At 61.3% G+C, this 14,038-nt stretch carries 15 protein-coding genes; 6 read left to right on the forward strand and 9 right to left on the reverse strand.

Annotation, left to right across the window (positions count from 1 at the left end; all coding sequences use genetic code 11):
* The first annotated feature begins 142 nt into the window (after window positions 1–142).
* The gene (locus ABIB99_RS31480; protein WP_354121888.1) at window positions 143–406 is read left to right on the forward strand and encodes an MFS transporter; all 264 of its coding nucleotides are present in this window, start codon (window positions 143–145) and stop codon (window positions 404–406) included.
* A gap of 5 nt (window positions 407–411) precedes the next feature.
* Here the strand turns inward: ABIB99_RS31480 and ABIB99_RS31485 are convergent, their stop codons facing one another.
* Window positions 412–1,899 carry a multicopper oxidase family protein gene (locus ABIB99_RS31485; protein WP_354121887.1) on the reverse strand — a complete coding sequence of 496 codons (1,488 nt, stop codon included), beginning with the start codon at window positions 1,897–1,899 and terminating at the stop codon, window positions 412–414.
* 145 nt (window positions 1,900–2,044) lie between these two features.
* On the opposite strand from ABIB99_RS31485, the gene ABIB99_RS31490 reads away from it, so the two are divergent.
* Window positions 2,045–3,526: a multicopper oxidase domain-containing protein gene (locus ABIB99_RS31490; RefSeq protein ID WP_354121886.1), complete on the forward strand. Its 1,482-nt coding sequence runs from the start codon at window positions 2,045–2,047 to the stop codon at window positions 3,524–3,526.
* A gap of 12 nt (window positions 3,527–3,538) precedes the next feature.
* Entirely contained in the window at window positions 3,539–3,901 is a 363-nt protein-coding gene (locus ABIB99_RS31495) for a VOC family protein (protein ID WP_354121885.1), read from the forward strand.
* Between the two features lie 286 nt (window positions 3,902–4,187).
* On the opposite strand, the gene ABIB99_RS31500 is transcribed toward ABIB99_RS31495, so the two are convergent.
* The 7 genes from ABIB99_RS31500 to ABIB99_RS31530 all read right to left on the reverse strand — a co-directional run bounded on the left by ABIB99_RS31500 (window position 4,188) and on the right by ABIB99_RS31530 (window position 11,098).
* Window positions 4,188–5,447: an arsenic transporter gene (locus ABIB99_RS31500; RefSeq protein ID WP_354121884.1), complete on the reverse strand. Its 1,260-nt coding sequence runs from the start codon at window positions 5,445–5,447 to the stop codon at window positions 4,188–4,190.
* Window positions 5,448–5,471: 24 nt separating this feature from the next.
* The gene (locus ABIB99_RS31505) at window positions 5,472–6,755 is read right to left on the reverse strand and encodes an MFS transporter (RefSeq protein ID WP_354121987.1); all 1,284 of its coding nucleotides are present in this window, start codon (window positions 6,753–6,755) and stop codon (window positions 5,472–5,474) included.
* A 52-nt stretch (window positions 6,756–6,807) separates the two neighbouring features.
* Window positions 6,808–7,413 (reverse strand): hypothetical protein, encoded by a 606-nt coding sequence (locus ABIB99_RS31510; RefSeq protein ID WP_354121883.1) that lies wholly within the window; start codon window positions 7,411–7,413, stop codon window positions 6,808–6,810.
* Between the two features lie 44 nt (window positions 7,414–7,457).
* Window positions 7,458–8,093, reverse strand: a complete 636-nt coding sequence (locus ABIB99_RS31515) for a hypothetical protein (protein WP_354121882.1) — start codon at window positions 8,091–8,093, stop codon at window positions 7,458–7,460.
* A 196-nt stretch (window positions 8,094–8,289) separates the two neighbouring features.
* Window positions 8,290–9,660, reverse strand: a complete 1,371-nt coding sequence (locus ABIB99_RS31520; protein ID WP_354179285.1) for a sigma-54-dependent transcriptional regulator — start codon at window positions 9,658–9,660, stop codon at window positions 8,290–8,292.
* Complete coding sequence (locus ABIB99_RS31525) at window positions 9,645–10,592, reverse strand: sensor histidine kinase (protein ID WP_354121880.1); 948 nt, start codon at window positions 10,590–10,592, stop codon at window positions 9,645–9,647. The genes ABIB99_RS31520 and ABIB99_RS31525 overlap by 16 nt, the downstream gene beginning before the upstream one ends.
* On the reverse strand, window positions 10,589–11,098 hold the full coding sequence (locus tag ABIB99_RS31530; RefSeq protein ID WP_354121879.1) for a hypothetical protein: 510 nt from the start codon (window positions 11,096–11,098) through the stop codon (window positions 10,589–10,591). The genes ABIB99_RS31525 and ABIB99_RS31530 overlap by 4 nt, the downstream gene beginning before the upstream one ends.
* 300 nt (window positions 11,099–11,398) lie before the next feature.
* Between ABIB99_RS31530 and ABIB99_RS31535 the strand changes: the two genes are divergently transcribed.
* The 3 genes from ABIB99_RS31535 to ABIB99_RS31545 all read left to right on the forward strand — a co-directional run bounded on the left by ABIB99_RS31535 (window position 11,399) and on the right by ABIB99_RS31545 (window position 12,822).
* Window positions 11,399–11,785 (forward strand): response regulator, encoded by a 387-nt coding sequence (locus tag ABIB99_RS31535; RefSeq protein WP_354121878.1) that lies wholly within the window; start codon window positions 11,399–11,401, stop codon window positions 11,783–11,785.
* Window positions 11,786–12,165: 380 nt separating this feature from the next.
* Window positions 12,166–12,348 carry a hypothetical protein gene (locus tag ABIB99_RS31540; protein ID WP_354121877.1) on the forward strand — a complete coding sequence of 61 codons (183 nt, stop codon included), beginning with the start codon at window positions 12,166–12,168 and terminating at the stop codon, window positions 12,346–12,348.
* A gap of 216 nt (window positions 12,349–12,564) precedes the next feature.
* Window positions 12,565–12,822 carry a response regulator transcription factor gene (locus ABIB99_RS31545; RefSeq protein WP_502917528.1) on the forward strand — a complete coding sequence of 86 codons (258 nt, stop codon included), beginning with the start codon at window positions 12,565–12,567 and terminating at the stop codon, window positions 12,820–12,822.
* Window positions 12,823–13,133: 311 nt separating this feature from the next.
* On the opposite strand, the gene ABIB99_RS31550 is transcribed toward ABIB99_RS31545, so the two are convergent.
* A complete protein-coding gene (locus ABIB99_RS31550; protein ID WP_354121876.1) occupies window positions 13,134–14,015 on the reverse strand; it encodes a helix-turn-helix transcriptional regulator in 882 nt (293 codons plus the stop codon).
* Between the last annotated feature and the right edge of the window lie 23 nt (window positions 14,016–14,038).

The raw sequence follows: 14,038 nt of genomic DNA on the forward strand, positions 1-14,038 counted from the left end.
GCCGGGCTGATGAGCTACGAACTGGTCGCTTATCACCTGGTCACGGCCAAGATCGTCACCGAAAACTGGATACCGGTCTTTCTAGCGTTTTCGACGGCATGCGGCGTGATCGCCAGTCTCGTTCTCGGCGGTTCTGGTCGGAATGGTGTTCTGGGGTATTGGATACGCAGCGCAGGACACGTTGCTCAAGGCACTGGTGGCCGGCGTGCTGCCCGAAGGCAAACGCAATCTGGCGTTCGGTCTGTTTTATACAGGGTATGGAGTGGGGTGGCTGATCGGCAGCGTCGCGACAGGGCTGCTGTATGACCAATCGCGGGGGGCACTTGTCGCGTTCGCAGTAGCCACCCAGCTCATCTCCCTGCCTCTGTTTGCAATCGCTAACCGACAGGAGCCATCGTCGCGCTAAGGCGCTCAGGTTGTCGCATAGGTGATCAGTCCAGCAAAACCCTCGTCCATGTGGTCTTGATGATGGCAATGGAACAGTGTGTCGCCGCGATCATTGGCCACGAAGTCGATCTCCGCGGTGGAGTAGCGCGGCATGCTGATCGTGTCCTTCATTAGCCCCGATGTGGTCTTGTCACCAACCTTGGTGACCTCGAAACTATGTCGATGCAGGTGAACGGGATGCTCATCGCCGCTGTTATTGTTCATAACCAGGCGATAGCGCTTGCCGCGCTGCACTTTGAATAACGGATTGGTATTGGGCCAGGATTTGCCGTTAATGGTCCAGCGGTTGTAGCCGCCACGGCCTCCCGGGATTTTCTCGAACTTCAGATTGATGGTCTCGTCCGGCGCCGCGGCCGGATTGCTCCGACCAAAGGCGGTGTAGTCCCATGCCGCTTTGGAGAGAGGAGACCAGACCGGGCCTCCGCTTCGATTTTCGTACTCGACGACAACGCCCATACCCATGTTGCGGTCATCATCGTCTGTCGATCCAAAAACCCAAACGCCGGGATTGTTCATTTCAACGATGACGTCCGCACGCTCGGCCACGTCCATCTTCAACACATCCACGGTTGTTGGCGCGGGCACGGGATTGCCGTCCAGTGCGATAACGGTGAACCGATGTCCCGACAGCGCCAGTGAAATGCCCATGCTGCCGCTGGCGTTCAGCATTCGGAACAGCACCCGCTCGCCCTGGCGCACACGGATTGGCTCACCGTGCCCCAGCATCCGATCGCCGAGAGTAGCCGAACGATACATAGCCTCCAACCCGTTATCGGGTGGCGGCCCCTTGTGCATGTCCTGCATACTCACCCAGGAGCCTTCCCAATGATGGGCGGCGAGCATGACCTCGCGGTCGTATCGACCGCGATCGCCCGCCGCTGGATCGATAATGAGGAAGCCGAACTCGCCGGAATACGTGCTGCGATTGAGGTCCGTCATCGCCATGGCGTGGCTGTGGTACCATCGCGTGCCCGAGGGTTTGGGTGCGAAGCTGTAGAGCAGCGACTCCCCGGGCGCGATGATCGGCGACCCCTCTTCGATGGCGCCGTCCTGAAGCGGCGGGACGAACAGCCCGTGCCAGTGGATCAGGTTGGGATAGCCGGAATCGTTGATGACATTGATGGTTACTGGCATGCCCTCTTTTAGTCGGAGCGGCGGTCCCGGAACCGTATTGTTGTAGCCTGTGGTCTGGATGACCCTGCTCGGCCCTATTTCCAGAGAGATAGGGGCAATCCGGATGGTATGATCGGCAGAGCTCTGCGCAGCTTGTGCGCAGCAAGACCGGTTCGCGACCGCTGCCAAACCCGCAGTACCGGCTCCCAGCAACAGTGCTCGACGACTGAAGCGCGTTTCCCGCAAAAAACGGTGATCGACTGAGTGCTGGGGCAGCCGGTCGGCGGAGGATGTCATCCTGCTTTCTCCCTCGTCAGGCGAAGAAACATCTGCCATCATTATCGGTTTCCGATACCGTCAGTCAAAGCACGAGACGTTTACTGGCCGCTCCCCAATAGTGCGCCCAAAATGCTGATGGCCCCTTATGTGGTACCATCTCATCGTCACGTTGGTTCGAATGGAATAGAGGCGAGTTCTGCAATCGATGCTGACCCGACGCCAATTTACAAATGGATCTGCCGCAATCGTATCGGGCGGTCTCGTCGGCGGAGTCATCGGCGCTCACGTCGCGCAAAGCGAGTCGGTGCGCTTCAACACGCGCTTGCCCATTCCTCTGCTGATCGATGCGGCCAAGCAAGGCAACGCAGTAAAACTGAAGGTCGCGTCCGGACGGCATTCCTACCTCCAGGGCAAGCCGACACGCTCCTATGGCTATTCGGGACCCGTCCTCGGACCGGTCATCCGCCTGCGCCGTGGCGATGAGGTGGAGATGACGATCGAGAATGCGCTTGACGTTGATACGACAGTCCATTGGCACGGGCTTCTGGTGCCCGGGAATGTTGATGGCGGACCGCATCAGATCATCAAGTCGGGCAGTATGTGGCGCCCGAGACTCAGGATTGAACAGCCAGCTTCAACTGCATGGTTTCATCCCCATCTGCACCATGACACGGCCCGGCAAATCTATATGGGTCTCACCGGACTGATCATTGTCGACGACGGCTCGGACATCAGCCTCGGTCTGCCGCACACATACGGGTTGGACGATTTATCCATAATCATTCAGGATCGATCGTTCGATACCGACGGGTCGCTTTTGTACGATCGCGATCCCGATCCTCAAACGATCCAGTATGGCAGCCGGGGCAGCACCATCATCGTCAATGGCGTGGTTCGTCCCGTCGCCCAGGTCCCATGCAGTTTGGTGCGGCTACGAATTCTCAATGCAGCCAACGCGCAAAATTTCGACCTGCGGTTCAGCGACGGTCGCGAGTTTCGTGTCATAGCGTCAGACGCCGGATTCCTTTCAGCGCCGGTCGCGGTGAAGCAGCTCAGAATTTCTCCCGCGGAACGATTCGAAATCCTAGTCGATTTCGCCGACCGCAAACCAGTCATGCTTGAGACCGGCCCTGACACACTCATGGGTATCTTTGGCGCGGTGTCGCCGGACGGGAGCGCCGCGTTTGTCTCGATCCTGCGCTTTGAACCGACGGCGGCGGCGGCAACAGTAAGAGATTTTCCGACGCATCTAGTTGAGCCTGCTGCAGCCGATTCAGCCAAGGCCGTTCGCCGCCGCCAGTTCGTGCTGGACAGCGGGATATGCGGAGGTCAACGACCGACGGAAATGGGCATGCTGCCCGGCATGTGCATCAACGGCAAGACCCATGATCTGGCCCGTATTGACGCCGAGACCCAGCTTGGCACACTTGAAGCCTGGGAAATCGTCTCGGTCGGCATGGCTCATCCGTTTCATGTGCACGGCGCGTCATTTCGGATTCTGTCGCTGGCGGGCGCGCCACCTCCTGCTCATCTAGCGGGGTGGAAGGATGTGGTTCTCGTCGAGGACAAGGCCGAACTTTTGGTTGCCTTCAATCACCCCGCGACGCGGGAGCATCCTTTCATGTATCACTGTCACATTCTTGAGCACGAGGATGCCGGGATGATGGGGCAATATGTCTGCGCCTGAAAGGAGGCCAAAATGAAAAACGTAAGCGTCCGCTACATTGTGGATGACGTCGCCGCGTCGATTGAATTCTACGTCACGCATCTCGGCTTCACGTTAGAGCAGGATGCTCGGCCGGCCTTTGCCTCCGTTATCCGCGAAGGCCTTCGATTGTTGCTGAGCGGTCAAGGTAGCTCCGGAGCGCGCCCCATGCCGGATGGCCGGCGTCCGGTCCCCGGTGGCTGGAACCGGATCCTGCTTACGGTTAGCGATATCGAGGCGGAAGCAAATCGACTGCGCACAAGCGGGCTGGGCTTTCGTAACGAAATACTGAAAGGGGTAGGCGGTTCGCAACTTCTGCTCGACGATCCGTCGGGCAATCCGATCGAACTGTTTTAGCCGGGGCATTAATGTGTGCGGGGAACGCGCTGCACGGGATTCGGCATATCGTCCCGCTACCATCAGACCGTTCCTCGAACGACTGTTCTGTTCCGATGACAGAGTTGCTGTCCTAGTGGCGAAGATGTTGAGTGATGATAGCTGGGGATAGCATCCGACTGGGCTCGAAGGGTGTCAGACCATGGTTGAACAATCGATGGCACCCTTTCCTCGGCGAGCACGGTTTTTCCGGTAGTTGTCGGTTTTTGGTGCGAAGGCGCGGTTGGTTTGGCGAGCACTTGACCACTCACCAGATCGCGGCGGCCAAAGCGGCGAGCAGCGCTGGCGGCGCCACCAACAGACCGAGCCGCAGGAAGCGCCAGGCGCTGACATCCATCTTCTCCCGGCGCAGGGCCACCAGCCAGAGGATGGTGGCGAGTGAACCCGTGACCGACAGGTTGGGTCCGAGATCAACGCCGATCAGCATTGCGCTCATCACGGATGCAGGAAGGTGATCGTTGGTCGCTACCGATCCTGCGACCAGGCCGACCGGCAGATTATTCGCGATATTGTCGGCGATGCTAGTGGCGATGCCCACTGCCCATGCCGACTTTGCTACGGAATGGTCGACCGAGCCGCGAAGCATCTCACTTAGATGCGAGATCGCACCGATGCGCGTCAGGGCTTCCACCATCACGAACAGGCCGGCCACCAGCGGCAGAACACTCCAGGAAACACCCTTCAACACGGGCCACGGTGATTGACGGCTCAGCAAGAGCACGGCGACAGTCGTGGCCACCCCGCAGATGAACGTCGGCAATCCCGATCGAACGTCGAGCGCGGAGGCCCCGATGAGCACGATGCCGATGGTGGCGATACCGCAGGCGGTCAGCCGACCGCCCCGGCTGAGCCGGGCGTGCGTCACCCGGCGTTCAATGTTTTCGGCTTTCAGCGCGCGGTGCTGAGTCAGCCGCAGCACGACATAGGTGACCGCGATCGACGCCACGGAAGGCAGCGCGAACTGGCGCAACCATTCTGCCAGATGCGGCATGCGTTCGCCGAACACCACCAGATTGGCGGGGTTCGAGATCGGCAGCACGAAGCTCGCCGCATTGGCGATGAAGGCGCAGACGAACAGATAGGGCAGTGGCGAAGCCCCTGCGGCACGGGTTGCCGCATATACCGCGGGCGTCAGCACGATGGCTGTGGCGTCGTTTGACAGCAGGACCGTGACGATCGTGCCAACCAGGTAAACCAGCAGGAAGAGCCGCTGCGGCGAGCCCCGCGCGTATTCGACCGCGAGCCCCGCAAGGTAGTCGAACAGGCCCTCTTGCCGGGCGAGTTCCGCGATCAGCATCATGCCGGTTAGGAATAGATAAACGTCGAGACCCTTGCGGATTCCATCGAGCGCGCCGTCCCAGGGCAGAAGCCCAAAGAGCACCAGCGCAACGGCGCCGGCCAACGACCAGATGGCTTCTGGCAGGCGAAACGGCCTGACGACGACCCCCGCGGTAGCCAGGATGATGATGCTCGAGGCGATGGTTGTTTGGTACGCAGCGACTAGCAAAGGAGACCTCGATGGATGTGGTGACTACTCCGCCGCGACGCCGGTGGTCGATCCCGCCACCCGCTGCCAACGACGCGACCTTCGACTAAAATTGCGAGTTTCCGGCAAGGTCAGGAAGCAAATCGCCGCTCCAATGGCCGCCACCGCGCCGAGCGTGAGGAAAGCTGCGCTATAGCCCGCCCCGACGACGACCAGTCCCGAAAGCGATGTCGAGAGCGCCGCGCCTATGCTCTGTGCCGTGATGACCGCGCCTTGCGCGACGTTGAACCGCCCGGTGTTGCGCATGAGATCGGCGACGATGACCGGAAAGATAGCGCCGAAAATTCCAGCTCCGACGCCGTCGAGAAGTTGCACCCCGACGAGCCAAGCGGGATTGTCCGACAGGGTGTAAAGCGCGCCACGGATGGGCAAGATCAGGAGCGCGGCGAGGAAAAGCCGCCTGTGACCCCAGTCATCGGCTTTCGCACCGACCAACATCGCCATCGGCACCATCATGATCTGAGCCGCAATGATGCAGGCCGACATCAGGCTGGTGCCGAGATTCTTGTCCTGAAGCGCAAGCTTCTGGCCCACGAGGGGCAGCATCGCTGCATTCGACAGGTGGAAAAGCGTTACGCAGACTGCGAAGATCAGCAGCGGCCGGCAAGTCAGGAGGACGTTTAGCCCGGCTGGTTGGTCTTGCACCTGCGCGGTCCCAGGCCCGACGTCGTGCAGCCCGCGCGCGAGGTCATGGTCGATGGCGCTTTCCGGTATCGCCCATACGCTTACGATGCTAGCGAGCGACATCATGGCCAGAAGGTAGAAAACGACGGTCGGACCGAACAGGTAGGCCGAAAGACCTGCGATCGCGGCGGCCGTAGCATTGCCGGCGTGATTGAAAGTCTCATTGCGGCCGATCCGCGCGGTAAAGGCACGATGGCCGACGACACCCAGCGACACGGCGGCAATCGCTGGCGGGAAGATCACGCCCGCCGCGTGCGCAGCGCCTTGCGAGATCGCGACCGCCCAAAAGCTCGGAAACATCGGCAACAACAGCGACGCCAACGTTACGACCAGGGCGGCAGTCACCATAACGAGGCGCTTGGCTTTCGTTGTGTCGATTAGCGCGCCCGCCGGTGTCTGCGCGACGACACCAGCAAGGCCAGCGATTGACATCACCATGCCGATCCGGGCTTCATCCCATTTTTGCTCGGTCAAGAGATAGATCGCGAGATAGGGCCCCAGCCCATCGCGAACGTCGGCGAGGAAGAAGTTGGCGGCATCAAGCGCGTGGTTTGCTTGTCGGTTCTGATTGGCTCTTTGCGCCATTTGGCAAACCTCGAGGTGATTCCGGCATCTTCTCCCGACGGGCATGCCGGCTTTAGCCGTGTGCCGCGTGATCGTGCTTAGGATGCTTGGGCTTCGGCCTCTCGACCGGCCGAAGCTCATCCATTGCGATGCCGATCGCTCCCACCGCGATGACGCGACCGTGCCCGGTCTCAACGCCATCGCCGCTCGCGGCAACTCTTGCGCCCGGCGCGAGCAGTACGGCAATCCGCTCGGCCTCCTTCGGACCGATGCACAGAATGTCGCCGTCGGTCAGAAGCGCGCCGCGAAGGTCGCCCTTCGGACCGAACAGCGAGAGCCGCACGATTCCTTCGACCTTCATTTTTCGATGGTCCGGCTTGCGGGATTTGCGGTCGTGAGGCGGACCCTTATCAATGATCTGCGCTCCGTTCTCGGCACTAACGGCCACTGCCGCAATGAGCTTCGCGCTGCGCGGCCGCACGCCGCGCACGCCGACCTTTCCGCCGATCTTCACATGGCGGGTGAGCTCGTCTTCCAGGTGCGGGGGCGTGTGAACGAGGATGGGCGCGTGTTTGTAGTCCTGCATGACAAAGCCATCGACCTCGCCATGAGAATTGAGGATGAAGCGTTCGACAGTGCCGGCGACTTCCGGCAGGCTCTCGGGGTCAATCCAGTGCATCAGTGTCTCCTGTTTGGTCTGTTGAGTGCGACTTGCCGGTGTGATCAGCCCCGCGGCGGGGCAGGCGGCCCAAAGCCGGGCGGCGGGGGAGGCGGACCGGGCCGGTCGGGGCCGTCCTTGGGGCCTCGTGGCGGACGAGGCCCGGCGAGTTCGGTCATCTGATCCGGCGAGCTACCGAGTGCGCGCACGTCGATCACCCTGCCAAGTGCGGTATCGAGCATGTCGCCGCGGACGGAAACCATTTGTCCCGGCCGCAGCCACCCTTCGAAGCGCTCTGCCTCGGGTGGGGAAAGGCGGAGCACGGTGCCGTCCTCGAGCAGCGCCCCATTCACTTCACCCCGCTTGCCGTGCAAGGTCGAGGCAATCCTGCCGCTGACGGCTTGTGTGTCCCCGCCGCGATCGCGGCCGCCGCCCGGCGGTCCGTTGTCGACGACGCTCTTGCCGGTCGCGACATTCGTGATCGCCGTTGCATCGATCAGCGGAATGGCGCGTGCGCGCAGCCCCCTGATCGAAACCGCGTCGCCCGGCCGGATAGCGAAGACGATCTGCCCAGTGAGATGCGGCGGCAGCTTGACTTCCGTACCGTCGATCAGAATCAGGCCGTCGACGTCGCCGCGCGGGGTAAGCGTGTACTGTCTGACCGTGCCTCGTGTTTCCGGAAGCTGCGAGGAATCCCACACTGTTCCCACGGTCTAAGCGCAGGGGCTCGCACCCACCGCGGTCGTGGCGAGAAGCGCATACCGCAGCATACGTGTTTTGTTCATCTGAAAACTCCCTCAAGTTTGCGACGAAGTCGCCGATGCCTAGGGTTCAGCAACCGCCGTGCCAAGCGATGACATCGTTGATTTTGAAGGAGTTTTCTTGAGCGCGGCGACTTTAGCTGTCGTCTTTCCCGACGGGGGGTGTCGCCTTTCCTGACGGCTCGCCGTCAGCGAGACCATAGCGCTGCATCTTGGTGTAAAGCAGCTGGCGGTTGATGTTGAGACGGCGCGCGGCTTCCGTCCGATTGCCGCCGCAGGCTTGGAGCGCTGTTCGGATCATGATCTCTTCCAGCTTTGCCACGGCTGCAGGCAAGTCGGCCTCGAGCTGAGAGGTGGCCGTCGGGGATTGTCCTCCCCCCGCGCCGGTGTCGATATCCAAGGCATCGATGATGTCGCTCCTCGTCAGCACGCAAGCGCGTTCGATGACGTTGCGAAGCTCCCGAACATTGCCGGGCCAATCGTATCGCGAGAGCGTCTCGATTGCTGCAGGGGTTAGCTGCTTGCCCGAAGATCCGAACGAAGCGGCGAGAAGAAAATGCTCGGCCAGCGGCATGATATCGGAGGGCCGCTCGCGCAACGGCGGAATCGCGATCGGCACGACATTAAGGCGATAGTAGAGATCCTCGCGGAATTGTCCGGCTGCCACGAGCTTTGACAGGTCCCGGTGGGTTGCCGCGATCACGCGTGCGAAGATCGGGACCGGCTTGCCGCCGACGGGTGTGATGATCCGCTCTTGCAGGGCACGAAGAATTTTCGCCTGCATGGCAAGAGGCATGTCGCCGATCTCGTCGAGAAACAGTGTTCCGTTCTCAGCATCGCGGAAGGCGCCGGCGCGGTCGCTGGTCGCGCCGGTGAACAATCCTTTCACATGGCCGAACAACTCGCTTTCAAGCAGGTCCGCGGGGATCGCAGCGCAGTTGACCGCAACGAACGGATGATCCTTGCGCTGGCTATGAACGTGCAGAGCGCGAGCCACCAGTTCCTTCCCCGTACCCGTCTCGCCACGGATGAGAACCGTGGCCTGGCTGTCGGCGGCAAGGCCGATCGCTTTCTGCACACGCCGCATGCCGTCACTCAGCCCGACGAGCGCGTCTGGGCTGCTTTGCCTCGTGCTGAGCGCCGAACGCGTGCGCGAAGGCAGGCGATCGAGCAGGGTTCTCAGTTCGTCTCGTCCGATCGGCTTGGTGAGATGGTCGAAGGCGCCGAGCCGCATGGCTTCGATCGTGTTCTCGGCGCTCGCAAATGCGGTTAGCACCACGACCGGCGGCGCAGCGGCCTGCGAACGTATGCGGCGGAGAACGTCGATCCCATCGAGCCCGCCCGGCATCCTAAGATCAAGGAGCACGGCATCGATTGCCCCCGAGAGGGCAGCCAGTCCTTCTCGGCCGGAGGATGCCGTCCGGGGCGTGTGGCCGAGATCGGTCAGCGTCTCCGATAGCCCATCCCGCAGGGCTGCGTCGTCATCGATGATCAGGACGGTCGCCATGGCACTTCGATCTCAAAGGTGGCGCCGCTGTGACTGCGGGCAAGCCGGGCATCTCCATGGTGGGCGCGGGCGATTTCACGGACAATAGCAAGCCCGAGCCCCGTCCCGTCTGGCCTGGCCGTTACGAACGGCTCGAACAGGCGGTCGCGAACCTCCTCGTTCACGCCCGGGCCGGTATCGCTCACGCGCAACAATAGCTTGTCTCCTTGACGAAGAGCATCCACGCAGACCCGTCCGCCGCCGGGCGTATTCTGGATGGCATTGAGGATCAGATTGTCGAGAGCCCGCTGCATCTGAAACGGATCAAGCTGAGGTAACGGACTATATTGGTCCTCGGTTCCAGCCTTCAAGGACAGCCCCTTGGCAGTTGCCAACTCCCGGTGGCTCTCCAGGGTGCTCTTCAGGAAGGACGAAAGTTCGACATCCGCAAGTTTCGGCTCGCTGGCCTGGGTCATTGCAAGAAGATCGTGTAACAGACGGTCAAGCCGGCCCACCTGGTGCAGGATTGCTTCGAGCGCATTCGCTTTTCGGGCGTCATCGCTGGCGGCGAGCGCATTCTCGGCTTTCAGCCGCATCGCCGCAATTGGGTTGCGGATTTCATGGGCAAGCCCGGCAGAAAGCCGCCCGACGGCGGCAAGGCGCTCGGCACCGGTGGCGCGCTGTCGCTCGTGCGCAAGCCTCTCGCCCGTGTTGTTCAATGCGTCCACCAGCCGGTCGAGTTCTTGTTCGCCCGTCCGCGGTAGCGTCGGAAGATCGACCAAACCGCTCTTGCCTTTGCCGAGCGTGTCCTCAATCAGCGCGATCTTGCGCGACCAAGAGAGCAGCACGCGCGCGAGCCATAGCGCGGAACCGAAGATCGTCAGGACCAGCACGGCCAGACCCGTGAGCAACTGCTTGTAGGCGGGCCCTTCGGCTGTAAACGTTCGAGTCATGGTCCAGGCCGTAACACCTTGGAGGGGCCCTCGCAGCGGGCACGCCTGCACCAGCAGTACTTGTGACCGACCGGTTTGGCGAATGATGGCGGGGCGGCCGACCGCAAGGCTTCTGCGTTCACCTCGCGGATGGTGTCCGATTCCGCTGCCGGAAGGTCGGTCTTTGGGCCGGTGCCTTCATAGGTGGGGAATGCATAAGCGAGCGACCCTGTATCGGCCTGCCAGACTCCGCCCTCGACACCCACGGCATTAACCAGGGCTGTGCGGACCAAGGTGACGAACTCCTGTTTCAACCGGTCGTCGATCGGCCCGCCGGACCAGCCCGAGACGAAGAACTGGTAGCGGTCGGCGATGTCGCGGCAAGCGCGCGCCACCAATTCCTCCGACCGGGCAACCCGTGCATCGGAGGTCTGTCGGAACGACTCGAACAAAAGGTAGGCGGTTGTCGCGCCCGAAACGACCAACATGATCCAAAGGGCAAGCAGCCGGGACCGAAGAGATCGCATCAAAGCTCCGACCCAATTGAAGCAGTCTACCGTCTGGTCGGATCCTACCATCCAGACGGTCCTGAAGCGACCGTCTGAATTAAACACCTTAGGCGGACGGATTTCTCGGGGCGATTAAGGCCGAAGGCAAGGATCGGTGCCGCCAGCACCTCGGCGCAGGGGGGCCTACCGCGATCGAGGGGCGAGGGCCGAGCATGGGAACCGCGGGTGGGGTCTTGTGTTCACTTTTGGACTTTTCTAAGGGAACCGATCCTTGTGTTTTGCGTCATCCCGCAGGCAATGAAGCCCAGGAGTTGGAGCTTGGATCAACCCCTTCCCATTCTGGTGGTCGAAGACGACCATATGGTCCAAGACATCGTCAAAGACGCTCTCATCGAAGGCGGCTTCGAAGTTGCGATCGCTTCTTCCGGCGAGCAGGCGGTGAGTTTGCTCGATGCGAGCAAGCCCAAATACCGCGCCCTGGTTACTGACATCAAATTGAATGGGAAGATCGAGGGTTGGGAAATCGCCAAGCACGCCAGAGAAATCGATCCGGCATTTCCGGTCGTCTACATGACCGGCGATAGCGCGGACGACTGGGCCGCCAACGGCGTCCCCAACAGCATTCTCCTGACCAAGCCCTTCGCGCCGGCGCAGCTTGTCACCGCCGTGTCCCAGCTTCTCAACGCCGGCACGTCCACCACTTAGGGCGCCTTAACGCCTTCGCCCAAATTTCATTTGATTGTCAATCGACGTGGCTGCCGACGCTGATCGGCACAACAATCGCTTCGATCCGCTTGGCGTTGCGGGGCCTCCTTCGGCGCCGATTCACACAAAGCATGCGTCCGTCGCGCCGGAGCATGATCCGGCCGCGGCCGGATGGTTCGCGCATCTCGCTTGTGGTTATCAGCCGCGGATTGGATCGTCGGAAATAGGACGCTGCGCCGTTTTTCGACATCCCTCGATCGCGAGGGACTGCTATTGGCGCATAACTACCAGGGACTTAGTGGAAAGGAACTAGGTTTCTTTGTCGACGTTAGTACTGCGACCCAACCATACAGAGACATCAAGCAACGCAGGGGACAGCCATGGACCAGGTGGTGAGCGATGATGCGCGCGATAATGAGCGACGGGAACAAATTGCTTCAGCATTGAGCGGCGGCGTTATTCTTGCCGATGCCGATGGACAGATCGTTTGGATGGACGAGAAAACACGCCGCCGTGTGAACGGCGAACTGCAGGAATCTGGTCCTGCCGCTCCAAAAGTCTGATTCGATAGCGATCGACTGCTTCGTGGAGGCTGCCAGTTTGACGATTAATGGCGAGCCGTCCGTCGTCTGCGTGATTCAGGAAACCAAGGAGGCCAACCGTGACCTGTTGGCGGCGTTCGAAGCGGTTTTGGCCGATACCTCATCGTTTACTCGCAATGTCATCGACAAGCTCAGAGGTCTCCGCCAGACGGCTCAAAGAACCATACATCTCAAGACCTGGACTTTCTCAGCGAGCGGGAGCGCGAGGTCCTTGCCCTGATATGTCAGGGAAAGAGCGATATCGACATGAGCGAACATCTGAAACTGTCGGAAAATACCGTACGAAATCACGTCGCATCGCTCTATCGGAAGATTGGCGTCAACCGTCGCAGCGCTGCGATCATATGGGCGCGTGAGCGCGGCATCACGGCGGATGCACTGGGCGCCAAACGACGCAGCCGCCACCCGCTCGATTTCCGGGATCAGGAAAGATGATGCGCTACTAGGAGCTTGGTATTTTTCGCTCTCTTGCGCCGCAATGGAACCTATTGTTTCCTGCATCACTCATCGTATCATTTCGATGAGGCTTTCCGTCCCCCGAACCGCCGCGGGGGACGGTGCCGCAAGAACGGGCGCCGTGAGAATCCCTGCGGCGTTGTGGACGAGGTATGTTGGGGCCAATGGGAACGTTAGCGAATTTACCTCTCCAGTGCGCTGGGCATTCGCGCTACCGAAGTAGAGCGTGCTATCCGGCCGGATAAGATGGACCGCCGGCTGGGAGAAGCTCGCGGGCTCTTCCACGCCGATCAAGGTCCTTCTGCGCCTGGCGCGCTCGAATCGGGCCGACGTAGACTCACCGATCTGGCGCCAATCGACCACCCTTCCGCACTTGGGCCGGCACTGCCGATGTCCTGCTGCGCACCTCGCGTAGACATCGGAGAATGGCCAAACATCCTGGAATAGGCCCGCGAGAAGGCGGCGGCACTCCCAAAACCCACACGACGAGCCACCGATTTCACGTGCCCGCCGCGCATAAGTTGCCGCTGGCCGAGCGTGAGGCGCCAGGCGTTCAGATAGGCGGCGGGCGTCGTGCCTAGGACTTTAGGAAAGAGCTCCATGAACCGGCTGCGCGACATGCCGGCGATTTCGGCCAACTGCTCGACGCTCCAAGGTTTCGCCGGCTCGTCGTGTATCGCGACGATTGCCTTGTGCAGGGAGGGATGCGAAAGGCCGGCAAGGAGACCCGGGTTCGTCGCGGCCGTGTCGATCGCTTCCCGCAGCACCAAGAGCACGATCAATTCGCAGAGCCGCTTCAGGGCGACCCGCCGCCCGCAGCGATTGCCCTGTCCCTCGGTAACGAAGGCCTCGACCAAGGCCTGCAAGGCTGGGCGCCCGTCGAGGTCGACATCGACCGTTTCAGGCAGGGCATTCACCAGAGGGTTCGTTGTTCCTCCGAAGTCGACCGCCGCGGCGACGAGCAGGTCGGGATCGGCGAGGGTGTCGCCTCGCGAATGGAAGAGCACCCGCTCCGCCACGCCAGCCTCGCCGGCCACGACAAGGTTGGCTGTCGCGCCCGGTGCTTCGGTCGAAACCACGACCACCGACAGGTCGAAGGTCTCGAAGAAAGCGGCGAGCCGGTCGCGTTTCGCGGCAATTGGACTTTCAATCATGTTTTCTGGATATTTCATATCTTAAAATCTGGCAGAAAGAG

Source organism: Bradyrhizobium sp. LA6.1 (genome assembly GCF_040547805.1).
Taxonomy (GTDB): domain Bacteria; phylum Pseudomonadota; class Alphaproteobacteria; order Rhizobiales; family Xanthobacteraceae; genus Bradyrhizobium; species Bradyrhizobium barranii.